This window comes from Bacillus sp. FSL K6-0042, assembly GCF_038006685.1.
GTDB lineage: Bacteria > Bacillota > Bacilli > Bacillales > Bacillaceae_G > Bacillus_A > Bacillus_A pseudomycoides.
The window spans coordinates 316,354-338,626 of record NZ_JBBOVS010000001.1; the positions used below are offsets into that span (position 1 = coordinate 316,354).

General features: G+C 35.9%; 23 protein-coding genes, 1 pseudogene and 2 riboswitches. Of the genes and pseudogenes, 22 read left to right on the forward strand and 2 right to left on the reverse strand.

What is annotated here, in order from left to right; translation table 11 throughout:
* Nucleotides 1-55 precede the first annotated feature (55 nt).
* Together MHH45_RS01700 and MHH45_RS01705 are read left to right on the forward strand one after the other, a co-directional pair.
* Nucleotides 56-307 (forward strand): annotated as a pseudogene (locus tag MHH45_RS01700) (DUF4073 domain-containing protein); the annotation flags it as partial.
* 339 nt (nt 308-646) lie between these two features.
* Nucleotides 647-1,642, forward strand: a complete 996-nt coding sequence (locus MHH45_RS01705; RefSeq protein WP_016115337.1) for a D-cysteine desulfhydrase — start codon at nt 647-649, stop codon at nt 1,640-1,642.
* A gap of 67 nt (nt 1,643-1,709) precedes the next feature.
* Here MHH45_RS01705 and MHH45_RS01710 read toward each other — a convergent pair whose 3' ends face one another.
* Nucleotides 1,710-2,054, reverse strand: coding sequence for a VOC family protein (locus tag MHH45_RS01710; RefSeq protein WP_016131725.1), 345 nt, complete (start codon nt 2,052-2,054; stop codon nt 1,710-1,712).
* Nucleotides 2,055-2,167: 113 nt separating this feature from the next.
* On the opposite strand from MHH45_RS01710, the gene MHH45_RS01715 reads away from it, so the two are divergent.
* The 10 genes from MHH45_RS01715 to MHH45_RS01760 all read left to right on the forward strand — a co-directional run bounded on the left by MHH45_RS01715 (nt 2,168) and on the right by MHH45_RS01760 (nt 12,243).
* Nucleotides 2,168-4,477, forward strand: coding sequence for an AAA domain-containing protein (locus tag MHH45_RS01715; RefSeq protein WP_033671851.1), 2,310 nt, complete (start codon nt 2,168-2,170; stop codon nt 4,475-4,477).
* Nucleotides 4,478-4,563: 86 nt separating this feature from the next.
* Nucleotides 4,564-4,668: riboswitch (SAM riboswitch) on the forward strand.
* A gap of 93 nt (nt 4,669-4,761) precedes the next feature.
* Nucleotides 4,762-5,964: a M20 family metallopeptidase gene (locus MHH45_RS01720; RefSeq protein WP_088094512.1), complete on the forward strand. Its 1,203-nt coding sequence runs from the start codon at nt 4,762-4,764 to the stop codon at nt 5,962-5,964.
* Nucleotides 5,965-6,042: 78 nt separating this feature from the next.
* Nucleotides 6,043-6,621 (forward strand): GNAT family N-acetyltransferase, encoded by a 579-nt coding sequence (locus tag MHH45_RS01725; protein ID WP_340861779.1) that lies wholly within the window; start codon nt 6,043-6,045, stop codon nt 6,619-6,621.
* Nucleotides 6,622-6,630: 9 nt separating this feature from the next.
* Nucleotides 6,631-7,128: a GNAT family N-acetyltransferase gene (locus MHH45_RS01730; RefSeq protein ID WP_016115332.1), complete on the forward strand. Its 498-nt coding sequence runs from the start codon at nt 6,631-6,633 to the stop codon at nt 7,126-7,128.
* 328 nt (nt 7,129-7,456) lie between these two features.
* Complete coding sequence (locus MHH45_RS01735) at nt 7,457-8,086, forward strand: YdcF family protein (RefSeq protein WP_016115331.1); 630 nt, start codon at nt 7,457-7,459, stop codon at nt 8,084-8,086.
* A 171-nt stretch (nt 8,087-8,257) separates the two neighbouring features.
* Nucleotides 8,258-8,347, forward strand: a riboswitch (SAM riboswitch).
* Nucleotides 8,348-8,406: 59 nt separating this feature from the next.
* Nucleotides 8,407-9,225: a MetQ/NlpA family ABC transporter substrate-binding protein gene (locus MHH45_RS01740; protein WP_016115330.1), complete on the forward strand. Its 819-nt coding sequence runs from the start codon at nt 8,407-8,409 to the stop codon at nt 9,223-9,225.
* Nucleotides 9,226-9,238: 13 nt separating this feature from the next.
* Entirely contained in the window at nt 9,239-10,399 is a 1,161-nt protein-coding gene (locus tag MHH45_RS01745) for an acyl-CoA dehydrogenase family protein (RefSeq protein WP_016115329.1), read from the forward strand.
* A gap of 6 nt (nt 10,400-10,405) precedes the next feature.
* A complete protein-coding gene (locus MHH45_RS01750; RefSeq protein ID WP_016115328.1) occupies nt 10,406-11,167 on the forward strand; it encodes a methionine ABC transporter ATP-binding protein in 762 nt (253 codons plus the stop codon).
* On the forward strand, nt 11,157-11,819 hold the full coding sequence (locus tag MHH45_RS01755; protein WP_088094511.1) for a methionine ABC transporter permease: 663 nt from the start codon (nt 11,157-11,159) through the stop codon (nt 11,817-11,819). Before MHH45_RS01750 ends, MHH45_RS01755 begins: the two co-directional genes overlap by 11 nt.
* A 202-nt stretch (nt 11,820-12,021) precedes the next feature.
* Nucleotides 12,022-12,243, forward strand: coding sequence for a YdbC family protein (locus MHH45_RS01760; RefSeq protein ID WP_016115326.1), 222 nt, complete (start codon nt 12,022-12,024; stop codon nt 12,241-12,243).
* 617 nt (nt 12,244-12,860) lie between these two features.
* On the opposite strand, the gene MHH45_RS01765 is transcribed toward MHH45_RS01760, so the two are convergent.
* Entirely contained in the window at nt 12,861-14,009 is a 1,149-nt protein-coding gene (locus MHH45_RS01765) for an SH3 domain-containing protein (RefSeq protein ID WP_016115325.1), read from the reverse strand.
* Nucleotides 14,010-14,406: 397 nt separating this feature from the next.
* Here MHH45_RS01765 and MHH45_RS01770 point away from each other — a divergent pair, with 397 nt between their 5' ends.
* The 10 genes from MHH45_RS01770 (at nt 14,407) to MHH45_RS01815 (ending at nt 22,205) form a co-directional block, all read left to right on the forward strand.
* A complete protein-coding gene (locus tag MHH45_RS01770) occupies nt 14,407-15,090 on the forward strand; it encodes a copper homeostasis protein CutC (protein WP_016115324.1) in 684 nt (227 codons plus the stop codon).
* A 21-nt stretch (nt 15,091-15,111) separates the two neighbouring features.
* Nucleotides 15,112-15,666, forward strand: a complete 555-nt coding sequence (gene lepB, locus MHH45_RS01775) for a signal peptidase I (protein ID WP_016115323.1) — start codon at nt 15,112-15,114, stop codon at nt 15,664-15,666.
* 170 nt (nt 15,667-15,836) lie between these two features.
* Entirely contained in the window at nt 15,837-16,604 is a 768-nt protein-coding gene (locus MHH45_RS01780; RefSeq protein WP_077294012.1) for an IclR family transcriptional regulator, read from the forward strand.
* Nucleotides 16,604-17,311, forward strand: a complete 708-nt coding sequence (gene pxpB, locus MHH45_RS01785; protein WP_033671314.1) for a 5-oxoprolinase subunit PxpB — start codon at nt 16,604-16,606, stop codon at nt 17,309-17,311. Before MHH45_RS01780 ends, pxpB begins: the two co-directional genes overlap by 1 nt.
* Nucleotides 17,308-18,297 (forward strand): 5-oxoprolinase subunit C family protein, encoded by a 990-nt coding sequence (locus tag MHH45_RS01790; protein WP_088094510.1) that lies wholly within the window; start codon nt 17,308-17,310, stop codon nt 18,295-18,297. The genes pxpB and MHH45_RS01790 overlap by 4 nt, the downstream gene beginning before the upstream one ends.
* A 20-nt stretch (nt 18,298-18,317) precedes the next feature.
* On the forward strand, nt 18,318-19,076 hold the full coding sequence (gene pxpA, locus MHH45_RS01795) for a 5-oxoprolinase subunit PxpA (RefSeq protein WP_016115319.1): 759 nt from the start codon (nt 18,318-18,320) through the stop codon (nt 19,074-19,076).
* A 20-nt stretch (nt 19,077-19,096) separates the two neighbouring features.
* Complete coding sequence (locus MHH45_RS01800) at nt 19,097-19,792, forward strand: DUF969 domain-containing protein (RefSeq protein WP_088094509.1); 696 nt, start codon at nt 19,097-19,099, stop codon at nt 19,790-19,792.
* A gap of 1 nt (nt 19,793) precedes the next feature.
* Nucleotides 19,794-20,756, forward strand: a complete 963-nt coding sequence (locus tag MHH45_RS01805; protein WP_016115318.1) for a DUF979 domain-containing protein — start codon at nt 19,794-19,796, stop codon at nt 20,754-20,756.
* 15 nt (nt 20,757-20,771) lie between these two features.
* Complete coding sequence (gene pcp, locus MHH45_RS01810; protein ID WP_077294020.1) at nt 20,772-21,419, forward strand: pyroglutamyl-peptidase I; 648 nt, start codon at nt 20,772-20,774, stop codon at nt 21,417-21,419.
* 60 nt (nt 21,420-21,479) lie between these two features.
* Nucleotides 21,480-22,205, forward strand: a complete 726-nt coding sequence (locus tag MHH45_RS01815; RefSeq protein WP_088094508.1) for an NAD-dependent protein deacylase — start codon at nt 21,480-21,482, stop codon at nt 22,203-22,205.
* Nucleotides 22,206-22,273: the final 68 nt, after the last annotated feature.

The following is a 22,273-nucleotide window of genomic DNA, read 5'->3' on the forward strand; positions in this document are numbered from 1 at the left end:
AAATGCTGCTCTCTGGGCACAGTTTTATTTTGCGAACGCTGTCTGAAGCGTGATAAAGCGATCTATTCATGATGGGGAAATGACGCAAATGGAACTCGATGTAATAGCTGATGATAAAAAGAATATTCTTGTCGGTGCAACAGAGTACATGGAATATTCTATAGAAGGAACAAACGAAGGGCATACATATAATGCGGGGAATCCTCCAAAATTTGAAAGGGATCAAACGGTATATGTGCGCGATAAAGGAGAAATGAATTTACATCCAGGTTTAACACAGATTGTTCATTTTTCAGCTAATAAATAGTTTAGAAAAGTAGTATGAAAGTAATAATGTATATCTTCTATATAAAAAGGGCTTTTATGTTATGATAAAGCTCTTTTTTGTGCGTTTATAAAAAAGTGAGTGAAATGTTAGGGGAAATCATGTTTTTTAAATCATTAGAGTCGCTTTACTACGATGAATCAAGTATACTGAGAAATGTTTCCTGAAAATAATTCAGGCTAAAAATCCATTAGGGTTGTTTGGTTACTGAAGACTTTTCTAATAAAAGTGTAAGAGTTATGATTAGTGAACAGATAATGCTTGATGGATATTTGAATTACCATTTTAATTTTAGATAAAGAGTAAATAAGGAGAGTTAGTATGAATTTAGCGAAGTTTCCTAGAAAGAAATACACAGAATTATATACGCCAATCGAAAAATTAAATCACTTTTCTGAAGTCCTAGGAGGACCTTCTATTTACTTTAAACGAGATGATTTACTTGGTTTAACAGCTGGTGGAAATAAAACAAGAAAATTAGAATTCCTTGTGGCGGATGCACAGGCGAAAGGTGCAGATACGTTAATTACTGCTGGCGGTATTCAGTCCAATCATTGCCGATTAACATTAGCGGCTGCGGTAAAAGAGAAAATGAAATGCATTCTTGTATTAGAAGAAGGACTTGAACCAGAAGAAAAACCAGACTTTAATGGGAATTACTTCTTATATCATTTATTAGGTGCTGAAAATGTAATCGTTGTGCCAAACGGAACTGACCTTATGGATGAGATGCAAAAAGTGGCCAAAGAAGTAACTGAAAAAGGGCATACACCATACGTCATTCCAGTTGGAGGATCCAATCCTACTGGTGCAATGGGATATATTGCATGTACAGAGGAAATTATGGCTCAATCGTTTGAGCAAGGGATAGATTTCAATGCGGTTGTTTGTGTAAGTGGTAGCGGTGGCATGCATGCTGGTTTGATTACTGGATTTTATGGAAGACAAACAGGGATCCCGGTAATTGGAATGAATGTGAGCCGCGGAAAAGCTGAACAAGAAGAAAAAGTATGGAAGCTTGTGCAAGAAACTTCAGCGCATGTTGGTATTCTAAACAGTATTCCGCGTGAGGCCGTGACATGTTTTGATGAATACGTTGGGCCAGGATACGCTTTACCAACACCTGAAATGGTAGAAGCTGTTCAGCTTTTAGCAAAAACAGAAGGAATTTTACTGGATCCAGTATATACAGGGAAAGCAGTAGCTGGACTGATAGACTTAATCCGAAAAGGTACATTTAAGAAGGAAGATAATATTTTATTTGTACATTCAGGTGGTTCACCCGCTTTATATGCGAATACATCGCTATTTTCCTAAAATAAAAAATCAGCACCGAAATATGTGGTGCTGATTTTTTATTGGCTATGAATGAAAAGAAGTATAATTACCTCCCCGTCTCAAAAAACTCAATCCATTCCCCACCAGGACCAGAGAAGAAAATGTAACGTGTTCCATCAGGCGATGTTTCAATTGCCTCTTCCAATGAATCTACTTTGAAGCAAATATGTTGTACTTTTCCTCCTGTTGGAAGAGAAGGGTTATAGCCTTCAATTAATTCAAAAATTGTTTCTTGTGATTCTTCTACACCTAAAAAAGCAAGTTGTAAGTTTGGATTTGGATGTCCCATACGTTTGATAAGTTTTAGTCTAACTACTTCTTCATAAAATGAAATAGATGTTTCTAAGTTGGAAACCATGATTCCAACGTGTTCTATTCTTCTTACTGGCATATTGATTTCTTATTTCCATAAATTTCATATGTATCATAATATTGAAAATTAAGAAAATAAGCGAGATAAAAACCTTACAAATTTTAGCGTGTTATATGATATAGTGAGAAAGTATGTTTGGAGAGAAGGAAGGAGATTATTATATGAATACAACTTCGCAAACTCCTTCATTAACGGAAACGATGAAAGAGTGGCATCAGGCGTTAGCATATGAGATTAAACATTGGAAAACGATAGGCGGCAGTAAATTATCGATTATAAATGGCCGTTTTTTATATACAGATTATGAGAGTACAGTTTATGTATTTCAGCTTATTTCGGAAGTAAGCTTACCTGATGGTACACCAATCCGAATTGAATTTGATGGTGAGGAAGCAACAGGAGAAGTGCTATCTGTACATGGATTAGAAATCGAACTGAAATTAAATGATTATATACAAGGCGAAATAAGAGAAGCGATTTTATATAGTGAACCATGGCAGTTATTAGAGCAATTACAAGAGCGGTTGAAAGAAGTTCGAAAAGATAAGCAAAAGCGTCAGCGTGTAAAACGTCTTTTGGATGGAAAGAGTGCGCCAAAGCATATTGAAAAGATGAAAAATCCGAAGAATGAACTTGCATATCGTTCTTTTTATAATCCGACAACATATGTTTGGGGACCGCCTGGAACAGGGAAATCTTATAACTTATCACGCATTATCTCGGCTCATTATCAAAAAGGAAAATCAGTACTTGTACTTGCTCACAGTAATGCGGCAGTTGATGTATTAATGAGTGAAGTAACAAAGCAAATCGAAAAGAAAGAAAAATGGACACCAGGAGAAATCGTCCGGTATGGATTTAGTCAACATGAACATATACGTAACCATGAAACGTTGCTTGCTTCTAGATTAGTGGAAACAACGAATGTGTCATGGGGAGAAGAAAAGCTCTATTTAGAGGAAATGCGCCAAGATTTACGTCAAAAAATCTTATCTTATAAGGCGACTGCTTCTGATAAGAAACGCATACAAGAAATTGAAGGCGATCTCAGAAAGCAAAGAGCGAAAATTAAAGAGGTAGAAAGAGAATATATTGAAAATGCACAGGTAATTGGTGCAACGCTATCTAAATGCGCAATTGATTCTCTTGTTTATGAACGAACATTTGACTTAGTTGTTGTAGATGAAGTGAGTATGGCATATGTGCCACAAATCGCATTAGCTGCTTCTCTTGGTAAGCGAATTGTCGTTTGTGGTGATTTTTTACAGTTACCTCCAATTGCGATGGCAAATCATGAGCTTGTTAGAAAGTGGCTCGGGGAAGATATGTTTTATCATGCGGGGATTGTGCAATCGGTAAATAGTTATGAAAAGCATCCGAATTTATTTATGCTGCAAGAACAAAGACGTATGCATGCAGATATATCTAAATTTACAAACTCGTTTATTTATAAGAATAGAGTGTTCGACCATCCTTCTGTTTCGGCAAGGCAAGAATTAGCGAAATTACAGCCGTTTGCAAATGAAGCGACAGCTCTGTTTGATACAAGTTTAATGGGAGCTTATTCTTTAAAAGATGCCGCTTCTGGTTCTCGTTTTAATATTATGTCCGGTTTAGTTGCAATGCAAATGATCTTAATTGGATTATTAGATGGGGTGCAATCGATTGGAGTTGTAACGCCATATCGGGCACAGTCTCGGTTCTTATCAACATTTATAAGAGAAGTATTGCAAAAAACAAAGTATCGAAATACACCTGTTCTAGCAGCGACAGTTCATAAATTTCAAGGATCTGAACGAGACATGATGATATTTGATACGGTAGATAGTTATCCGCAAGAGCGCCCTGGCGTGTTATTCTTTGATCATAAGAATCATCGTCTTGTAAACGTTGCAGTATCAAGGGCAAGAGGGAAGTTGATTCAGTTATCGGATTGTCAGTATATGCGGAAAAACCTTTCTAGAAAACAAGCGCTATCTCACTTAACTGCTCACATAGAAAGACACGGAAATGTATATGATCGTACAACATCGCGTCCATTGTTAGAACGAAAAATTACAAAACGCTTGAGATGGTTTATGCAAATGAATTTGGAAGAGACGAAAGCATTATTAAAAGACATTCTGTCAGCAAAACAAAAAATTATTATTTCGCTTCCAAGTACAAGACAAGTAGATAAAAGGGTATGGCAGGCGTTAATGCGTACAACAGCGCAAGTAACAATCTATAGCGATGGACCAATTCCATTAAAAAATGTGAGAGTACAAAGGCAAAATAAATCACTCCCATTTGTATGTATTGATGATGAAATCTTTTGGGTAGGTGCTCCGTTAACATCGCAAATGATGTTTGAAGGAAGTCCGGAATTCCCTTTTATAAGTGCGAGAATGCATGCACCTGAAACGATTGGCGTTTTAAAAGGTTTTTTAGATATTCGTTAAAATCGGATCGTAATTCCTTGACATTTAGTCGGAATAAAACTAGAATGAAAATAATTTAATGCAATTTTATGAAAATAAAAATGATTTTCTTATCACGAGAGGTGGAGGGACTGGCCCTATGAAACCTCGGCAGCGGATTCGATATGAATACTGTGCCAATTCCAGCAAGTGAAAGACTTGAAAGATAAGAAAGAAGGCCATTTTTGAATCTGTATTTTTTAAGCCTCTTTCTATCTTTTGGAAAGAGGCTTTTTTATGTGCAAATTTAAAGGAGGAATAGGGAAATGGGAACAACACAAGTAACGTCACACCGAAATAGCATTACTAAAAGTATAGAAAGAAATAAAGAAAAATACTTACAAACAAGTCATGATATACATGCGAATCCTGAAATTGGAAATCAAGAATTCTTTGCATCTAGAACATTAAGTTTACTTTTAGGGAGTGCAGGATTTCAGCTTCAGCACAATATAGCAGGGCATGAAACAGGATTTATCGCACGGAAAAGTTCAGGGAAACAAGGACCCATAATTGCCTTTTTAGCGGAGTATGATGCTTTGCCTGGATTAGGCCATGCGTGTGGTCATAATTTAATTGGCACAATAAGCGTTGCGGCAGCGATTGCATTATCGGAAACAATTGAAGAAATTGGTGGTGAAATCGTTGTATTTGGGACACCAGCAGAAGAAGGTGGGCCGAATGGAAGCGCAAAAGCAAGTTATGTGAAAGCAGGTTTGTTTAACAATATTGATGCAGCACTTATGATTCACCCTAGCGGAAAAACAGCAACGACAAGTCCTTCACTAGCAGTTGATCCACTTGATTTTCATTTTTATGGAAAGTCTGCACATGCGGCTGCTTCCCCAGAAGAAGGAATTAATGCGTTAGATGCAATTATTCAGCTTTATAATGGCATTAATGCACTTCGCCAACAACTTCCATCAGATGTGAAAATTCATGGTGTCATTACAGAAGGAGGGAAGGCACCAAATATTATTCCAGATTACGCATCGGCACGTTTCTTTATTCGCGCAGCAACACGTAAAAGATGTGCTGAAGTAACTGAAAAAGTACGAAATATTGCGCAAGGTGCAGCGCTAGCAACAGGAACAACAGTAAAAATTAATCAGTTTCAAAATGAAATCGATGAACTATTAGTGACAAAAACATTTAATGAAGTGGTTGCGGAGGAATTAGAAAACCTTGGTGAAAATGTAAATCGTAAAGAGAGACTTGGAATCGGTTCAACAGATGCAGGAAATGTGAGTCAAGTCGTACCAACGGTTCATCCTTATATTAAAATTGGGCCGGATAATTTAGTTGCACATACGAATGAATTTAGAGAAGCAGCTCGTTCGGAACTTGGCGATAAAGCATTAGTTACATCCGCAAAAGCATTAGCGTATGCAGCATATCGATTAATTACAGAAGAAGGAACGCTTGATCAAATTAAGGAAGAGTTTAAAGAAGCACAGAGAAATCAATAATGTGATTCATATTGTGGAGGTGTTCGTTTGAAATTTTATTTATAATACAGCTAGATACATAGAAAAGGGGAATTGTTCATGCAAATAACAAATGAACGAGCAATGTTACGATTAATAGATACAAATGATGCCGAAAAATTATTTTCAATTGTGGAAGGGAATAAAGAAATATGGACGTATTTAATAGCTAAAATGGATAGCTATCAATATATGGAGCGATATGTTGAAACGGCAGTAAAACGATATGAAAAGGGAACGGATTTACCATTTGTTGTTATAGATCAAAAAACGAATGAAGTTGTAGGCAGTACACGTTTGTACAGTATTTCAAATAATAACAAAACGGTTGAACTCGGCCAAACTTGGTATCATCCGAGTGTACAACGAACAAGTATGAATACGGAATGTAAGTACATGTTATTGCAATATGCGTTTGAAGAATTACAAATGCTGCGCGTGCAAATAAAAACAGACTTGCGAAATGAAAAAGCACAACGAGCAATTGAACGGCTAGGCGCAGTAAAAGAAGGGATATTACGAAATGAGAGAAGGTTACCAAGCGGTTATATAAGGGATGCGGTAGTATATAGCATCATTGCAAGCGAGTGGCCAATCGTGAAAGATCGATTACTGTACAAAATGGACCTGTATAAATAGGAGGCAAACATGACAAATATTGAAACAAAAAGACTAAAGATGATTCCTTTTACATTAGAACTTGTTGAGGCAACGATAAAAGGCAGAGAAGAGCTGCAAGAAATCATACCATATAAAATATCTTTAGAATGGCCAATGCCTGATTATAAAGATATTTTACCATGGGTTGCGGAAGGTTTACGGAAAAATCCAAAGCAAAGTAAGTGGAGTGGACTCATTATTCATAAGGAAGACAATATCATTATTGGTGAAATGGGCTGTAAAGGTGCACCGGATTCAACTGGTACAGTGGAGATTGGATATAGTATCGTATCAAATTATCAAGGAAATGGTTATGCGACTGAAATGGCGCGTGCGTTTGTAAAATGGTTGCAGCAGACTGAAGAAGTACAAACAATTCAAGCGGATTGTTTAACGAGTAATGCCGCTTCAAGTAGAGTGTTAGAAAAAGCCGGTTTTACATGTGTGCTTGAAGAACAACATATGAAATATTGGATTGTAAAGTGAAGTGGAAGAGGTATACGTCCCTAAGAGGGAAAAATATACCTCTTTTTCTTACAAAATGATTACTTCTTTTATATACTTTTGTTTCATCATTCCCTTCTGTGAAAAAATTCGTTACAATGGAGTTGTATGAGAAATTTTGTACATAAATTAAATTCATAAAATATGAACCACAAAAAATAGTAAATTAAAAATCCTCTATTTGAATGAAAACCCTTTATAGCACGAATCAATTGTTGAGAAAAGTGCCTTCTTTCAAATGAACTCAAATATAATGATTTAAAATAGATTATTTTTTAGAAGTATGGATAATGCACGGAGGCCAGTACAAATGAAACAAAATAAGAAAAGTAAAAAAAGAAGAGTCTTGCAAGTGTTCTTGCTTATGGTTAGTTCTATCATTCTATTTGTAAGTTATGCAGCTTACGATATTTGGAGTTATCGCTTTAAAACGGATGAGGTGGATACAGATGCTGCTATTGTACTAGGAGCAGCTTCTTGGAACGGAAAACCATCTCCTGTATTTCGTGAAAGAATCAATCATGCGATTTCTTTGTATAAGAATGGAAGTATTAAAAAAATTATTTTTACAGGTGGTACTAAATTTGAAGCAGAGCAGGAAGAAGCACGTACTGCGAAAGCGTATGCATTAAAGCATAACGTAAAGGATGAAGATATATTAATTGAAACACAGTCGCGTTTTACAGAAGATAATTTAAAGAATGCGAAACAGGTTGGAATTGATAATGGCTTACATACGTATACGATTGTAAGTGATCCTCTTCATATGAAGCGAGCGATGAGAATAGCGAAACATATTGGGATAGATGCATATGCATCACCAACGCCAACATCAGCATATAAAACATTAGATACGGAAATTCCATTTTTCTTTAAAGAATTATGTTCTTATATTGGATATGTTGCATCGTTACCTTTGCGTATGTTGAAAGGCGATTAAAAAATAAAGAAAAGGATAGACAAAGGTAGAGTAGTTCTACGAGTCTATCCTTTTCTTTATGCAAATATGCTTTGGATTTTCTATAAATTTACAAATTATAGAAAAAACTTTCAATAAAAACCTTGTATTTTCATCGGAATAGTGACACAATAGAGTGCATAATCAAATATAATCTTATCGAGAGAAGTGGAGGGAACGGCCCAATGAAGCTTCAGCAACCTATCTGTAATAAAAAAGGTGCTAATTCCGAGTAGATAAGAAGGAAAAAAGATGACAACCTTCTTAATATGTAAGGTTGTTTTTTAGTAGGAGGAGAAGGGATGAAACGTTTATTTTTTACACTTGTAAGTATTGTATGTAGTTTATTTATCATTACGGGTTGCACGCAGACATCAGGGGGCGATCAAAAAGAAATTCGTTTAGGTTTTACACCTGGTCCGTACAGTGATCAAGTGAAAAAAGGGGTACAACCGTACTTAGAGAAAAAAGGGTACAAAATTAAAATTGTTGAGTTTAATTCACCAAACGAAACAAATCCAGCATTAACGAATAAGGATATTGATGCAAATATATTTCAAAGTACTGCTTTTATGAAATCTTACGCAAAAGAAAATAATGCGAAAATTTCAAGTATTATTCAAGTTCCATCAGCACCTCAAGGTGTATACTCTGAAAAACATAAATCATTAGATGATTTGAAAGATGGAATGAAGATTGGGGTACCAAATGATCCAGTTAATTTAGAACGGGCATTACGTATGTTAGAAGGGATTGGCTGGGTGAAATTAAAAGAAAATGTAAATATTTTAACAATCTCTGAAAAAGATATAACGTTTAAAAAGAAAGATTTCAAATTAGTACCACTTGAATCACCACAAATCCCAAGGGCAATGAAAGATTTAGATTACGGCATTATTAACGGAAACCTTGTCATTTCATCTGGACATAAGTTAAAAGAGGCACTGGAATTAGAAAAAACACCATCACAACATAGAATTATTGTTACGGTTCGTGATGAAGATAAAGAAAAACAATTTGCGAAAGATTTAATTGAAGCGTACCATTCACCAGAGTTCAAAAAGATGATTCAGTCTGAAGAACAATTTGAAGGGTTTGTGCTTCCTGACTACTTAAAGTAAAGGAGATCTTGACATGACATTATCATTTATAGAAACAGAAGAACAAGTTCTCGTATTGGAGAAGATAACAGAATTCATTCCGCAATTTGCAGGAAGGGAACATCAACTGAGTGAACTAGGCTCTTTTCCTTTTGAAAATATTAAAGACTTACAAAGTATTGGTTATACAAAATTAACTCTTCCGAAGGATTTTGGTGGGAAGGCGATTTCATTATATGATTTTGTTTTATTTCAAGAGAAGATTGCAGAGGGAGATGGAGCAACAGCTTTGTCTATTGGATGGCATCTTGGAATTGTGAAGGAACTTGCGGAAAATCGCTCGTGGAAACCTGAGATGTTTTCTTGGTTTTGTGAAGAAGTAAAAAAAGGCGCCCTTTTTAACAGGGCGGCAACTGAACCGAAGACAGGGAGTCCTACTCGGGGAGGGAAACCAGAAACATTAGCTGTACAAAAAGGCGACAAGTGGATTATAAACGGAAGAAAAACGTTCACAACGATGGCGCCCGTACTTGATTATTTCATCATATCTGCAAGCATTGAAGGGCGAGATGAGATAGGAGAATTTGTGATTCCAAGACATGAAAAGGGTGTGTTGATTGAAGAGACATGGGATAGTGTTGCGATGCGTGGAACGGCTAGCCATGATCTTGTATTACAGAATGTTGAAATCCCACATGAATTTTTTACAGATGTAAAAGGTTCACAGGCGAAACCGAAAGGAATTGGATGGTTACTTCATATACCAGCATGTTATTTAGGGATTGCGCAGGCTGCAAGAAATTATGCGATTGATTTTGCGAAAGCATATCAACCGAATAGTTTAAATCACCCAATTAGTTTGCTTCCAAACGTTAGAAGATTAGTAGGCGAATTAGAGCTGGAACTCTTGCAAGCTCGTACTTTTTTATACCAAGTTGCGAAAAAATATGATGAGGTGGAAAATAAACAATCTTTACAAGCGGAATTAGCAGCAGCGAAATATATTGCGACGAATGCGGCGATATCAATTGTTGATAAGACAATGAGAATTGTAGGGGCAAAAAGCTTATCTGAAAAGAATCCACTGCACCGCTATTATGTAAATGTTCGCGCTGGTTTACACAATCCACCGATGGATGATGTAACACTCTCATTACTAGCAGATGATGCTTTTAAATCAATTGAAAAGGAGTGAGTGAAAATGATAACGCTACGCGATATCAATAAAACGTTTCAGACGAAAGAAGGTTTATTTCACGGTGTAAAATCAGTCTCTCTGCAAATTGAGGAACATGATATATATGGAATTGCTGGATTAAGTGGTGCTGGAAAGTCTACATTATTACGTACAATGAATTTATTGGAAAAACCAGATTCAGGTGCAGTTATTGTAAATGGAAAAGATTTAACAAAGTTATCCAAGAAAGATTTACGAACAGCAAGACAATCAATTGGTATGATTTTTCAGCATTTTCATCTTCTTCATAATAAAAACGTATCGGATAATATTGCTTTACCATTAGAATTGAAATCAGTTTCAAAAGAAGAGAGAGAAAAACGTGTAAGAGAGTGCTTGGAGATTGTTGGCTTAAGTGATAAAGCGCATCATTTTCCTTCTCAACTAAGTGGTGGACAAAAACAGCGTGTTGCGATTGCTCGTGCATTAGCAAATGATCCCAAGGTATTGCTTTGTGATGAACCGACATCGGCACTCGATCCGAAAACGACACGATCTATTTTGCAATTTTTACAAAAGATAAATAAAGAGTTAGGAGTTACAATCGTAATTGTAACGCATGAAATGAATGTAATTAAACAAATTTGTAATAAAGTAGCGGTGATGGAAGAAGGAGAAGTTATTGAATCCTTCCACTTACGTGACCAACATCTAAAACCAACAACAGAAATTGCAAAACTTCTATTAGGTATAGAACAAGAGAGGGGCATTGCACATGTTCAATAATGTTATCCCACTGCTTCCAGAGATTTGGACATCACTTTTACAAACATTATTAATGGTTGGACTTTCAGTTGGAGCAGCAATTATTTTAGGTGCTCCTTTAGGTGTAATTTTATATTTTACAAGTAAAGGACAAATTTTGGAACAAAATATTGTCCATCGTATTTTAAACGGCATTGTAAATATTATTCGCTCATTTCCATTTATCATTTTACTAGTGGCTCTTGTACCACTTACAAGAACCTTATTAGGAACTACAATTGGTCCAATCGCTGCAACGATTCCTTTATCAGTAGCAGCCATTCCCTATTTTGCGAGACTCGTAGAGCAAGCATTACGTGAGGTTCCAAAAGGTGTAATTGAAGCTGCTGAGGCAATGGGAGCGACGCCACTGCAAATTGTGTGGAAAGTATTGCTCGCTGAAGCACGTTCAGGCCTTGTATTAAGCTTAACAGTTTTAACAGTAAGTTTTATTTCCTACTCAGCCATGGCAGGTGTTGTTGGAGGAGGCGGTGTCGGCGATTTAGCAATTCGTTTTGGATATTATCGTTTCCAAACAGACGTTATGATTGTTACGGTACTTATGCTTGTTATCCTCGTTCAATCTGTTCAATTCATTGGGAATAGGATTGCTGCAAAAATTGATAAACGGTAAGTATGAAAAAAGGCTTCGGTATACACCGGAGCTTTTTTATAGTGAAAGATGAATTGCTGAGGGTGTTCTGCTAAGTTCAAACAATCAGTGTAGTTCATAATGAATCAGAGGTAGATGTGTGGAAAATTAGCCCTATCGATATAGATATGAGAGAATGTAGGAGATCTAGATAGGGAATATATATTTTAAAGGGGGAATAACAGTGGCGGAAATTAAATTTGATATTAAGGAAACTTTTGGAACTTTATCGCAGTCACCTAAAGGTTGGAATAAAGAGCTTAATTTAATCAGTTGGAACGGAAAAGAGCCAAAATATGATCTGCGTGATTGGGCACCAGAGCATGACAAAATGGGAAAAGGTGTCACATTGACGATTGAAGACTTAAAAGCATTAAAAGATATCTTAAACCGTATGGAGTTATAAAGTAAAACTTTAATCAGTGGGGGGCTATCCCCACTGATTATTAGCTCTCACCAATCGGGCTTTTACGGACAATTCATCTCCCACCTAACTTCTTTGCTTTCACTGAATTTTGAGGCGGGAGTGTTACTATCCGTTAATGCGGGATAAAAACGAAATGATTTGTGCAGAGAAAACCACTTTTGAATCATTATTTCAAAAGTGGCTTTTTGTATATATAGCATTTCATTTTAGAATTATTTTTGTATGGACGTATATGTCAGAAAAGACTATATAATCTTTTCCTCTTTATCTTCTTTTTTGTGATGTTCAGGTACATAGATATATTGGGATACGATAAGGAGAACGCTTATAAAAAATATAGGGAACATACTCGATATAAATAGACCATCAACCTTTAAATTAGTGATTAGACAAACGATAATAATGAGTGATGTAAATAGATGAGAAATGTGTTTTCTTAATCGTATTTTATATATCTCTCGCAATATTTCACAGCATACAAATAGGATGAGCATACTTAAAAAAATTATATTTGTATCATAAATAATAAAACAACAGATTAGGCCGAAAAAAGCTAGGTATTCAATGAGTAATGGAATATTACGTAGCATAAGATGTTACCGTACTAAGTAAGGAAGTGGATCAACGGCATTTGTTTTTTCGAAATTCCATTCCCCATTATGTAATTCGAAATGAAGATGTTGCCCAGTTGAATGTCCAGTATTCCCCATCTGCCCCAACACCTGTCCAGTTTGAACACGATCTCCAGCTTGTACAGATCGGTTTTTCATATGTGCATAAACAGTTGTATATAATTTTCCTTTTATGTAATGAGTGACGAATACGACGTTTCCGTAGCTACTAGAATAGTAGGATTTGATAACTTTTCCAGCAGCTGCAGCACGAATAGGCTTATCTCCAGTTGACGTAAAATCGACACCATAATGCATTTGCCCCCATCTGACTTCGAAGTTTGAGCTAACTTGTCCTTGTGTTGGAAATTTAAAAACAGCAGGTATAGAAGGGGATGTAGACTTTTCTTGCTGCTTATTTTGTAATACATATTGCTTTGCAACATATCCATATCCAGAGCCAAAATGAATTTTATACCATGTACCTACTGTGCCTACTACTTGTATTTGTGTCCCATTTTGCAAGGAACCAATAACAGCAGTATTTGTTCCTGCACCATTTCTTACCCTTAGTTTAGGGATTGCAACATAATAAGAATTATTTTGTATAGTGATTCCTTTAACGAATGGTTGTGAGTTATGTGATATAAATTCTTTTTTTACATATCCTATTTTTCCGTTGTAAGAGATGAGATACCAGTCATTAAGTGTTTCTTGAACGGAGATAAATGTCCCATTTGGTAATACGTCAAGGATTGATGATTGTATACTTGGTTCTGAACGAAGGTTTAAGGCGCTTGCATTTACGATATGTTGGTTACGCTGTTGATTTAATTTCGCCAAAGATAAATTAGATTTTTGTATGTAACCAATTTTGTTTTGAGCGTTTACTTTATACCAGTCACGTGTAGTTTCGAGAATGGTAACAGGTGTATTGTATGAAATACTGCCAAGGGAATCACCATTTGTTGTATTTTCTTGATATAGTTGGACTTTATCAAGTTTTACATATCCGATTTTTACATTGTTTTTTGGTTGTACAGCAGCTGTTTTCATATCCGCTTCAGTAATTGATGGGAGAAGAGAAGTGATTGCGACAGTTGCTGCTGTCAATGTTGTAACTTTCATATTCATCGTATAATGAGCCCCCTTGTATAATTTGTGGTAAAATTTTGAATTATATTAAAAGAATAACAGAAATATAAAGATTATGGAAATAAATGAAAGAGATTTTTGTTTTTCTCAACATAAGATTTATTCGTACGATAATATTTAGAGAAATCTATGGAAGGGTTGATAGTTTAAATGAGGCGTGAAAGTTATCCGATATTTTTTAAGAAGATCAGCTGTTTTATAGAATTCGCAGACTTCATGTGATAAACGTAACAATTTTGAGAAAGTAATAAATCTGTTAAGGAGTTTCGAAATCTTTCTTTTCAATTCCTTTTTTTATGTTTTATATGAGAAACCTAGGTTTCTTATTTATGCTGCGGTATAATAATGTGGAAAAAGTACGAAAAGGGGTAGTTTCATGCTAGAAGTCATTGCAACTTGTTTAGAAGATGTGAAGCAAATTGAAAAAGCTGGTGGAAATCGAATTGAGCTAATTTCAGCATATACAGAAGGTGGATTAACGCCAAGTTATGCTTTTATAAAAACAGCGGTGAAAGCAGCAAACATACCTATCCATGTTATGATTCGTCCACATGCTAAGTCATTTATATATACAACAGAAGAAATCGAAATGATGAAAGAAGATATTTTAATTGCACAAGAACTTGGTGCAGCAGGTGTTGTTTTAGGTGTATTAAATGAGCAGAATCAAATTGATGAAAAAAAATTAGCTAATTTATTATCTGTTGTAGATGGGATTAACATCACATTTCATCGTGCGATAGATGAAGTGGATGATCTTATTGGTGCAGTTAAAACATTACGTAATTTTGAAAAGATAACTCATATTTTAACTTCTGGTGGTCAAGGGACGATAGAAGAAAATATACCTGTGCTTCATGAAATGCAAAGAGTAAGTAAAGGGGATATTCAGCTCATTGTTGGAAGTGGTGTGACAAAAGAAAATATAAAGCGACTATTGAACGAAACAGGAATTTCAGAAGCACATGTTGGTACTGCAGTCCGAGAAGGTAAATCTTGTTTTGCTGAAGTAGATCAAAAATCTGTACAAGATTTAGTGGTATTAACAAAATCATTATAATACTAGAGAAGAGGGAAAAAGATGGAGAAAAGCAAGAAAAAAGAAATCGTTTCATGGGTTAAAACAATAGGGATTACACTAGGAATCGCTTTAATTGTACGTGGTATTTTATTTACTCCTTCACTCGTACAAGGTGAGTCTATGATGCCTACTTTAGAAAATAACGAGCGTGTACTTGTAAATAAAATTGGTTTTAATGTACAAGGATTAAATCGTTTTGATATTATCGTTTTTCATGGAAAAGAAGGATATGATTTAGTGAAGCGAGTAATTGGCTTACCAGGAGATACGATTGAATATAAAAACGACGTATTGTACGTGAATGGAAAAGCGGTTGATGAACCATATTTAGCAGATTATAAGGCCGAGGTATCGAAAGGGAAATTAACTCCTGATTTTACATTAGAACAAAAAACTGGGAAAACAAAAGTTCCAGAAGGTCAAGTGTTTGTGTTAGGAGATAATCGTCAAGTTTCAAAAGATAGTCGCATGTTTGGGTTTATTTCAGAAGATCAAATTGTTGGAAAAGGTGAAGCGGTATTTTGGCCACTGCAACAAGTAAGAGCGTTGCATTAAAGAGAGAGTTTACGTATACGCGTTAAAAAAGCATTGAATTTTACTTTCAATGCTTTTTTATTTGAGAAAAATATTGTTTAAATAGTAAGAATATTTTATAATTTTAAATTATATATTTGTTTCAAAAAACGGAATTATTGTTCCGAATTACGGAACTTAGGGGAGCTAAGATGAGTGTAAATAAAACGGCAGTAAAGACGATGGATATTTTAGAACTATTTTATGGACATGAAGAGCTAACGTTAACGGAAATGGTTCATCAGACGGGAATGCCTAAAACATCTGTATACCGTTTAATTGGTTCGCTTGAAGAAATGGGCTTTTTACAAAAGACAACAAGGGGAACATATAGGCTTGGATTAGTATTTTTAAGGTTCGGTCAACTCGTTTCGAAGCGATTGTCAGTACGAAATATTGCAAAGCCATATATGAAAAAGCTTAGAGACTCTCTTGGTCAAGCTGTCAATTTAATTGTTCAAGATGCGAATGAGGCAATTTATATTGAAAAAATGGATGGAGATCAACCAGTAAGAGTATACACAGAGATAGGACGGCGAGCTCCTTTATATGCCGGAGCATGTCCGCGTATTTTACTTTCGTATTTTTCGGAAGACGATCAAATGCAGTATATAGAGAAAGTGCAATTACAACGATTTGCAGATGGAACGATAGTGGATAAAGAAGAGTTGCAAAGCCTATTATGTAAGGCTAAAAGAGAAGGATATACGATAAGTTATTCGGAACTTGAGAATCATACAGCTGCAATTGCAGCCCCTATTTTTGCAAGTGATGGTAGTGTAATAGCTGGTATTAGTATTTCGGGATTAGAAATAGAGTATAATGAATCGACAATTCCAAACTTTATTACAAAAGTAAAAGAAACAGCGTATCAAATTTCGAAAGAACTTGGCTGGATAGGTGAAAAGGAAGGTATATGATGAAATTTTCAGCACTAGGTGATCAAGCAGTTGTTGTTACGTTTGGAGAAAAAATTGATTTGGATATATATGAAAAAGTGCAAAATTTACACCGACTATTAAAGGGGAATCCATTTCTTGGAATGGTTGAGTGTGTACCTTCTTTTACTTCTTTAACGGTTTACTATGATGTATATAAGTTATGGAGGAAAAATGAAAGAAAGGTAGTACCGTATGAGTTTGTATGTGAATACATGAAGCGATTGTTTAGTCATAATCAAAATAAAACACAAAAACAATATGATTGTATTTCAATTCCAGTTTGTTATGGCGGGAAATATGGACCTGATTTAGAAGAAGTTGCGGCGTATCATGGGTTATGTGCAAGTGAGGTGATTCGTCTTCATAGTGAAGTGACTTATTTTGTTTATATGTTAGGATTTACACCAGGCTTTCCATATTTGGGTGGTATGCCCAAAGAGCTAGAAACACCTAGAAAGCAAACACCACGTTTACAAATAACACCTGGTTCAGTTGGAATTGGTGGAAGTCAAACTGGAATATATCCATTAGAAACACCAGGCGGCTGGAATATTATTGGCCGAACACCGATTGCGTTGTTTCAGCCAAATGAAGAAAAGCCTACATATGTGCAGAGTGGAATGTATTTACGTTTTATCCCAATAACAGAGGAAGAGTACCTGGTTATGGAGGGAGCTAGGAAATGAATGTTGAGGTTTTACATGCTGGGATGTTTACAACTGTTCAAGATTTAGGAAGGTATCACTATCAACAATATGGTGTGCCTGTTGGCGGTGCTATGGATCAGGCAGCATTAAGAGTGATAAATATGTTAGTTGGAAATGAAGAGAATGAAGCTGGATTAGAAATTACAATGATGGGACCAAAGCTTCTTATAAAGAAAACGACATTGCTAGCAATTGGTGGTGCGAATATGGAGCCTCTGTTAAATGGAGAACCCATTCCATTGTGGCGACCAGTTTTAGCGAAAGAAGGTAGCAGGCTTTGCTTCGGGAAGACGCAGTTTGGGTGTAGGACATATGTGACATTTGCAGGTGGAATTGATGTTGCAAGTAGTATGGGAAGCAAAAGTACATATGTAAAAGCAGCTATAGGTGGGCTAGAAGGACGAGCGCTTAAAAAGGGCGACCTTTTTCAAATTGGTACACCATCAAAATTTGCTACTTGTATGATAAAGAAATTGATGGATGAAGGCAGAATAGAAACATGTTGGGGTATATGTAATCATGTTCTACCCAAATATAGTCGCAGCCCAATCATTCGTGTTATTCCAGGTTTTGAATGGGATCAATTTAAGAGCGAGAGTTTAGAGTCGTTTTTTACAAAGGAATATAAAGTTTCCAATTATGCTGACCGTATGGGCTATCGATTTGAAGGTGAAAAATTAAAAAGAATAGAACAATCTGAGATTCTATCAAGTGCAGTTACATTTGGAACAATCCAAGTGCCATCTGGTGGTCATCCAATCATCTTAATGGCAGATAGACAAACGACAGGTGGATATCCGCTAATTGGTAATGTCATATCAGTTGATTTACCTATTCTTGCGCAATTGAAACCAGGTGATTATGTCACGTTTGCAAAGACTTCTATAACAGAAGCGACGGAGCTTTACATCGAGCAAGAACAAAATATGAATCTATTAAAGAAGTTCATCGCTTTACAAGCGTAAAGCAGGAGGAGAGATAGCGTATGGTTACCGTTGACTTAAATTGTGATTTAGGAGAAGGATTTGGTGCATATAAGATAGGAAACGATGATAAAATTCTTCCGTTTGTTTCATCAGTAAATATTGCATGCGGTTTTCATGCTGGTGATCCAACTGTCATGCGTCAAACTGTTGAAAAAGCATTGTACCACAATGTGGAAATAGGAGCACATCCAGGGTTTCCGGACTTAATTGGATTTGGTAGAAGAATGATGTATATTTCGCCAGAAGAGGTCTATGATTATGTTTTATATCAAATAGGGGCATTAGATGGATTTATAAGAGCGGCAGGAGGAAGGATGCATCATGTAAAACCGCACGGTGCACTTTATAATATGGCAGCCACTGATCAAGAGATTGCGGATGCAATTGCAAAAGCAATTTATCATATAAATCCAGATTTATTTCTGTATGGATTAGCGAATAGTAAATTTATACAAGCAGCTGAAAAATATGAACTGAAACTCGTGCAGGAAGCATTTGCCGATCGTACGTATCAATTAGATGGAACATTAACAAGCCGAACAGAAGAAAATGCACTCATAAAAAATGAAGATATAGCAATTGAACAAGTGTTGCAGATGGTTAAGGAAAGAAATGTAAAAGCAGTTGGTGGAAAGATTATCAATATCGATGCACAAACAATTTGTATACACGGTGATGGTGAGCATGCAGTTCAATTTGCAGAAAGAATATACAGAACATTTAGATTAAATAATGTTTCTATTTGTGCACCAAAGTAGAATAAGGAGGAGATACATAGATGTTGAAACTAATTGGAATATTGCTTGTAGCTGTTGGATTTTTATTTCGCCTTAATACGTTATTGGTTGTAATGGTTGCAGGAATTGTTACTGGTATGGTTGCGGGGATGAGTTTTTATGATGTCATAAGTATGTTTGGAAAGTTTTTTATAGAAAACCGATATATGTCTATGCCAATATTATTAACTTTGCCTGTAATTGGAATTTTAGAACGATATGGGCTGAAGGAACGTGCAGAAGCATTGATATCAAAATCTAAGGGAGCAACGACTGGTAGAGTATTAATGTCATATTTTACAATTCGTGAGACTTCGGCAGCGGTAGGACTAAATATTGGGGGACATGCTCAAACAGTAAGGCCTCTTGTTGCACCGATGGCAGAAGGTGCAGCTCATGGACGTTATGGAAAACTACCAGAAAAATTAAAAGAAAAGATTAAAGCGAATGCAGCGGCAGCTGAAAATACGGCATGGTTTTTTGGTGAAGATATTTTTATCGCAACAGGAGCGATTCTATTAATGAAAGGATTCTTTGATTCTGTAGGAATGCATGTTGGTGTGTGGGATATGGCGCTTTGGGGAATTCCTACGGCAATCTCAGCTTTTATTGTAAGTTGGATTCGTTTTAAACAATTCGATAAGTATATTGAAAAAACAATGAAAAAAGAAGAAAGCCAACAAAAGGAGGCGATATAGGATGAATATTATTACACTTGATACAATCTATTATTTATTAGGTATTATTGTTGCCTTTGTCGCGATTCGTGTCGCTTTTGATCGTCAACATCCAAATCGCTTTGGTTCTAGTTTATTTTGGGCATTATTTTCTATTACATTTTTATTTGGAAATATGATTCCATCATTTTATATCGGTTGTATTGTATTAGCGATGGTCATTTTAGCATCATTGAATAAAGTAACGAAGTCCGATGAAAAAGAAGCACCTACTGAAGAACGAGTGAAACATGCAGAAAAACTGAGAAATAAAATTTTTATGCCCGCTATTTTAATTCCTATTTTTACGATTATTGGTACTTTAACTTTAGGAAAGCTAAAGTTTGGAAATGTATTTCTTGTTGATCCTGAGAAAGTCACATTAATTGCATTAGCTCTTGGGGCATTGCTTGCTTTTGTAGCAGCAATGGGAATCACAAAAGCAAAAATAACAGCCCCTGTACAAGAGGGAAGCAGATTATTACAAGCTGTCGGCTGGGCAGTTATTTTACCACAAATGTTAGCTGCACTTGGCGGTATTTTTGCAAAGTCTGGTGTGGGTCAAGTTGTCTCAGATTTAGTAGGACAAGTATTGCCGACAGAGTATCCATTCGTTGCTGTTATGGCATATTGTTTAGGTATGATGTTGTTTACAGTTGTAATGGGGAATGCCTTTGCCGCATTTGCTGTTATTACAGGAGGAATTGGTTTACCGCTTATCGTTCAAATGCATGGTGGTAATCCAGCGATCATGGCCGCGCTTGGAATGTTTGCAGGGTACTGCGGTACATTGATAACACCAATGGCTGCAAATTTTAATATTGTACCAGCAATGCTATTAGAATTAAAAGATAAAAATGCGGTAATTAAAGCCCAAGCACCAATTGCTATTACCATTTTTGTTATTAATATGTTCATCATGTATGGGCTCGTATATCGATTTTAGTAAGGAGTGGGAATGATGAAGACAGTATTGTTAACAGGGTTCGAACCTTTTGGTGGAGAGGAGATTAATCCTGCCTGGGAAGTTGCAAAGCAGCTTGATGGACAAAGCTTTGGAGATTACAAGATTGTTAGTAAACAAGTTCCAACTGTGTTTCATAAATCATTACAAGTGTTAAAGTCTTATATGGAAGAAATAGAACCGGAGCTTGTTATATGTATCGGGCAAGCAGGAGGACGTCCAGATATTACAGTGGAACGAGTTGCAATAAATGTAGATGATGCAAGAATCACTGACAATGAAGGAAACCAACCGGTTGATGTATCTATTGTAGAAGGGGGGCCCGTTGCGTATTGGTCTACACTTCCTATAAAAGCTACTGTAAAAAAACTTCGGGAAGAAGGAATACCAGCTTCTGTTTCTCAAACTGCAGGCACATTTGTTTGTAATCATCTCTTTTATGGACTTATGGACATTTTAGCAAAAAGTGAAAACGGGGTTCGTGGTGGTTTTATACATATTCCATTTTTGCCAGAGCAAGCAAGTAAACATCCTGGACAACCGAGTATGTCGCTTTCAACTATTACAACTGGAATTGAATTATTGGTACGGGTCGCATTAACGGTAGAAACGGATATTATAGAATGTGGCGGGACCACACACTAAGCAAAAGTATAACGCCTGCTATGGACAAATGTTATAATAAAGGAAGGATTATACATAGAGGTGATTTTTGTGCAGCAAATTGAGGAAGTACGTTCAATTTTAGAAAAAGCGAAGAAAATTACAGTATTAACAGGTGCTGGTGCAAGTACAGAAAGTGGCATTCCTGATTTTCGCTCAGCCAATGGTTTATATGCAGATGCTAAAGTTGAAATGTACTTATCTAGAGGATATTATAACCGTAATCCAAAAGAATTTTGGAAGCATTACAAAGAAATATTTCAAATTAATACTTTCCATCAATACAAACCAAACCGTGGGCATCAATTTTTAGCAAGTATAGAAGAGCAAGGAAAAGATATTGTGGTGTTAACACAAAACATTGATGGTCTGCACCAATTAGGAGGGAGTAAGCATGTAATAGATTTGCATGGTACACTCCAAACGGCTCATTGTCCAAAATGCAAAACGAAATATGATTTGCAATATATGATAGGCCATGAGGTACCACGATGTGAAACATGTAATTTTATTTTAAATCCAGATGTCGTTTTATATGGTGATACATTACCACAATATCAAAATGCAATACAGCGTTTATATGAAACGGATGTATTACTTGTTATGGGAACTTCGTTAAAAGTGCAGCCAGTTGCATCGTTCCCGCAAATTGCAAAAAGAGAAGTAGGGGCAACAACAATTTTAGTGAATGAAGAGTTAACGGGTCAAGAGTATTATTTTGATTATATCTTTCAGCAAAAAATTGGACAGTTTGTAGATCAATTTTAAATGATGTAGGAAAACCGAGATAAGAGGTAGTTATCTCGGTTTTTTTGGAGCTTAAATTTTCTAAATTT

Coding starts and splice junctions, on each gene's coding strand:
- MHH45_RS01705 (WP_016115337.1), top strand. CDS start 647: ATGAATTTAGCGAAGTTTCCTAGAAAGAAATACACAGAATTATATACG.
- MHH45_RS01710 (WP_016131725.1), bottom strand. CDS start 2,054: ATGCCAGTAAGAAGAATAGAACACGTTGGAATCATGGTTTCCAACTTA.
- MHH45_RS01715 (WP_033671851.1), top strand. CDS start 2,168: ATGTTTGGAGAGAAGGAAGGAGATTATTATATGAATACAACTTCGCAA.
- MHH45_RS01720 (WP_088094512.1), top strand. CDS start 4,762: ATGGGAACAACACAAGTAACGTCACACCGAAATAGCATTACTAAAAGT.
- MHH45_RS01725 (WP_340861779.1), top strand. CDS start 6,043: ATGCAAATAACAAATGAACGAGCAATGTTACGATTAATAGATACAAAT.
- MHH45_RS01730 (WP_016115332.1), top strand. CDS start 6,631: ATGACAAATATTGAAACAAAAAGACTAAAGATGATTCCTTTTACATTA.
- MHH45_RS01735 (WP_016115331.1), top strand. CDS start 7,457: ATGAAACAAAATAAGAAAAGTAAAAAAAGAAGAGTCTTGCAAGTGTTC.
- MHH45_RS01740 (WP_016115330.1), top strand. CDS start 8,407: ATGAAACGTTTATTTTTTACACTTGTAAGTATTGTATGTAGTTTATTT.
- MHH45_RS01745 (WP_016115329.1), top strand. CDS start 9,239: ATGACATTATCATTTATAGAAACAGAAGAACAAGTTCTCGTATTGGAG.
- MHH45_RS01750 (WP_016115328.1), top strand. CDS start 10,406: ATGATAACGCTACGCGATATCAATAAAACGTTTCAGACGAAAGAAGGT.
- MHH45_RS01755 (WP_088094511.1), top strand. CDS start 11,157: ATGTTCAATAATGTTATCCCACTGCTTCCAGAGATTTGGACATCACTT.
- MHH45_RS01765 (WP_016115325.1), bottom strand. CDS start 14,009: ATGAATATGAAAGTTACAACATTGACAGCAGCAACTGTCGCAATCACT.
- MHH45_RS01770 (WP_016115324.1), top strand. CDS start 14,407: ATGCTAGAAGTCATTGCAACTTGTTTAGAAGATGTGAAGCAAATTGAA.
- lepB (WP_016115323.1), top strand. CDS start 15,112: ATGGAGAAAAGCAAGAAAAAAGAAATCGTTTCATGGGTTAAAACAATA.
- MHH45_RS01780 (WP_077294012.1), top strand. CDS start 15,837: ATGAGTGTAAATAAAACGGCAGTAAAGACGATGGATATTTTAGAACTA.
- pxpB (WP_033671314.1), top strand. CDS start 16,604: ATGAAATTTTCAGCACTAGGTGATCAAGCAGTTGTTGTTACGTTTGGA.
- MHH45_RS01790 (WP_088094510.1), top strand. CDS start 17,308: ATGAATGTTGAGGTTTTACATGCTGGGATGTTTACAACTGTTCAAGAT.
- pxpA (WP_016115319.1), top strand. CDS start 18,318: ATGGTTACCGTTGACTTAAATTGTGATTTAGGAGAAGGATTTGGTGCA.
- MHH45_RS01800 (WP_088094509.1), top strand. CDS start 19,097: ATGTTGAAACTAATTGGAATATTGCTTGTAGCTGTTGGATTTTTATTT.
- MHH45_RS01805 (WP_016115318.1), top strand. CDS start 19,794: ATGAATATTATTACACTTGATACAATCTATTATTTATTAGGTATTATT.
- pcp (WP_077294020.1), top strand. CDS start 20,772: ATGAAGACAGTATTGTTAACAGGGTTCGAACCTTTTGGTGGAGAGGAG.